This window comes from Cutibacterium avidum ATCC 25577, assembly GCF_000227295.1.
Lineage (GTDB): Bacteria > Actinomycetota > Actinomycetes > Propionibacteriales > Propionibacteriaceae > Cutibacterium > Cutibacterium avidum.
Window position 1 is genome coordinate 1 of record NZ_JH165056.1, and the last position, 1,459, is coordinate 1,459.

At 69.3% G+C, this 1,459-nt stretch carries 1 protein-coding gene; it reads right to left on the reverse strand.

Features of this window, described 5'->3' with window-relative positions:
• Positions 1–188: 188 nt before the first annotated feature.
• A complete protein-coding gene (locus HMPREF9153_RS11470; protein ID WP_004812034.1) occupies positions 189–1,403 on the reverse strand; it encodes an IS4 family transposase in 1,215 nt (404 codons plus the stop codon).
• Positions 1,404–1,459 lie beyond the last annotated feature (56 nt).

Genomic DNA, 1,459 nt, shown 5'->3' on the forward strand with positions numbered 1-1,459 from the left:
GCGCTGGGTTGATGGTGTAGACGGGCGGATGGGACGGTTTGGGGTAGTGGCGGTGGGCCCGGTGCTTGACGGGCCATTTGGAGACCTTGCGTTTGATGACCCGAGGATTGGAGCGGGGCCGTCTGGGTGGCAGGAGGCGTCGGCACAGTCGGGTGATCATGGCGGCCCATCCGGGCTGGGATGGCTGGTCAGGGGGGAAAAGCGCCCGGCTGGGCGAGAGTCTGACGGGTGGTTCGCAGGGCGGTGGTGAAGCTGATCCGGCCCGGATCGGTACCCGAGGCGAGTCCGGCCTGGCCCATCAGGGCCCGGATGGCGTAGTGACAGCACAGGTGACCCCAGATCTCCTGGAGCACCAGCTCGGGAGATTTCGACCGAAGCACCATCCGGGGGCCGCGCTGGTGGGTCTTGAGCTCGTCGAAAACCATCTCGATCTCCCACCGGCGCGTGTAGGCCGCCGCCAGCTCGGCCGCGGAGACCTGGGAGGGGTCGGTCAGGGTGGTCGCCAGCCGGTAGACGGTCGGCTGGTCACGCCCGTCATCGACGGTGTAGTCGATGATCCGGGCGGTGATCGGGGTCCTGTTCCGCTCGGCCGCCGGGGTTCTCCGGCGCAGGTGGGCCAGCCAGGACCCGTCGAGCAGATCGGCCACATGGACGGGCCGGGGCGCCTTGGCGTCGGTGCGCATCCGCCACAGCAGCCCGGCACCCGTGGCGGCGCACTGGCGCCACAGTTTGTAGGAGAAGAATCCCCGGTCGGCGATCAGCAGCATCGACGGGCCCAGGTGATCGACCAGGTCACGGGTCAGGGCCGCCTCCGACTGCTTGTAGGCCCCGATCCGGGCGGCCAGCACCGCGTGGGTGGCGCACTCGGCCAGCGCCACGATCCGGGCCTGCGGAAACGCCGAGGCCTCCCCGCGCGAATGCGGCGGCCGGGTGAAGAACTCCTCGTTGGCAGCCGTGTCGGCCACATCCAGGGTCGTCCCGTCGATCGCGACCATCCGCCGCCCCGCCAGAAACGCCCCGGCCATCTCGGGGCCGGCCAGCGGGACGGCGACCCGCTCGAACAACCTGCGGATCGGCTCAGCACCCAGCCGGGCCCTGGCCTGGAAGATCGCCGAGGCACTCGGCAACCCGAACTCCTGACTCCAACCCGAGGCCCAAGCCAGCCCGTCGATCAACTGGGCCATCACATCCTCATACGATCCCGACGCATCCAGCGCCATCCCGATCGCGAAGTAGGCCATCACCCGCGCCGGCAGGCTCCTGTGGCGCCGCTCGGTCCGCCCGCACTCGGTGATCACCTCGTCGACCAGGTGAGCCGGGAACACCCGCGACAGCACTCCCACCGACACCAGATCCGAGAACCTGCGATCACTCTCCGGCTTCACCCACCCCGCACGCGGCATGCCGCCAGACTACCCCACCCGAGTCACTAACTTAACGGTATTGGCGCTAGCACCAG

What these genes read in the sequence shown, in the direction of transcription:
- HMPREF9153_RS11470 (WP_004812034.1), bottom strand. Translation starts at nt 1,403, where the DNA reads ATGCCGCGTGCGGGGTGGGTGAAGCCGGAGAGTGATCGCAGGTTCTCG.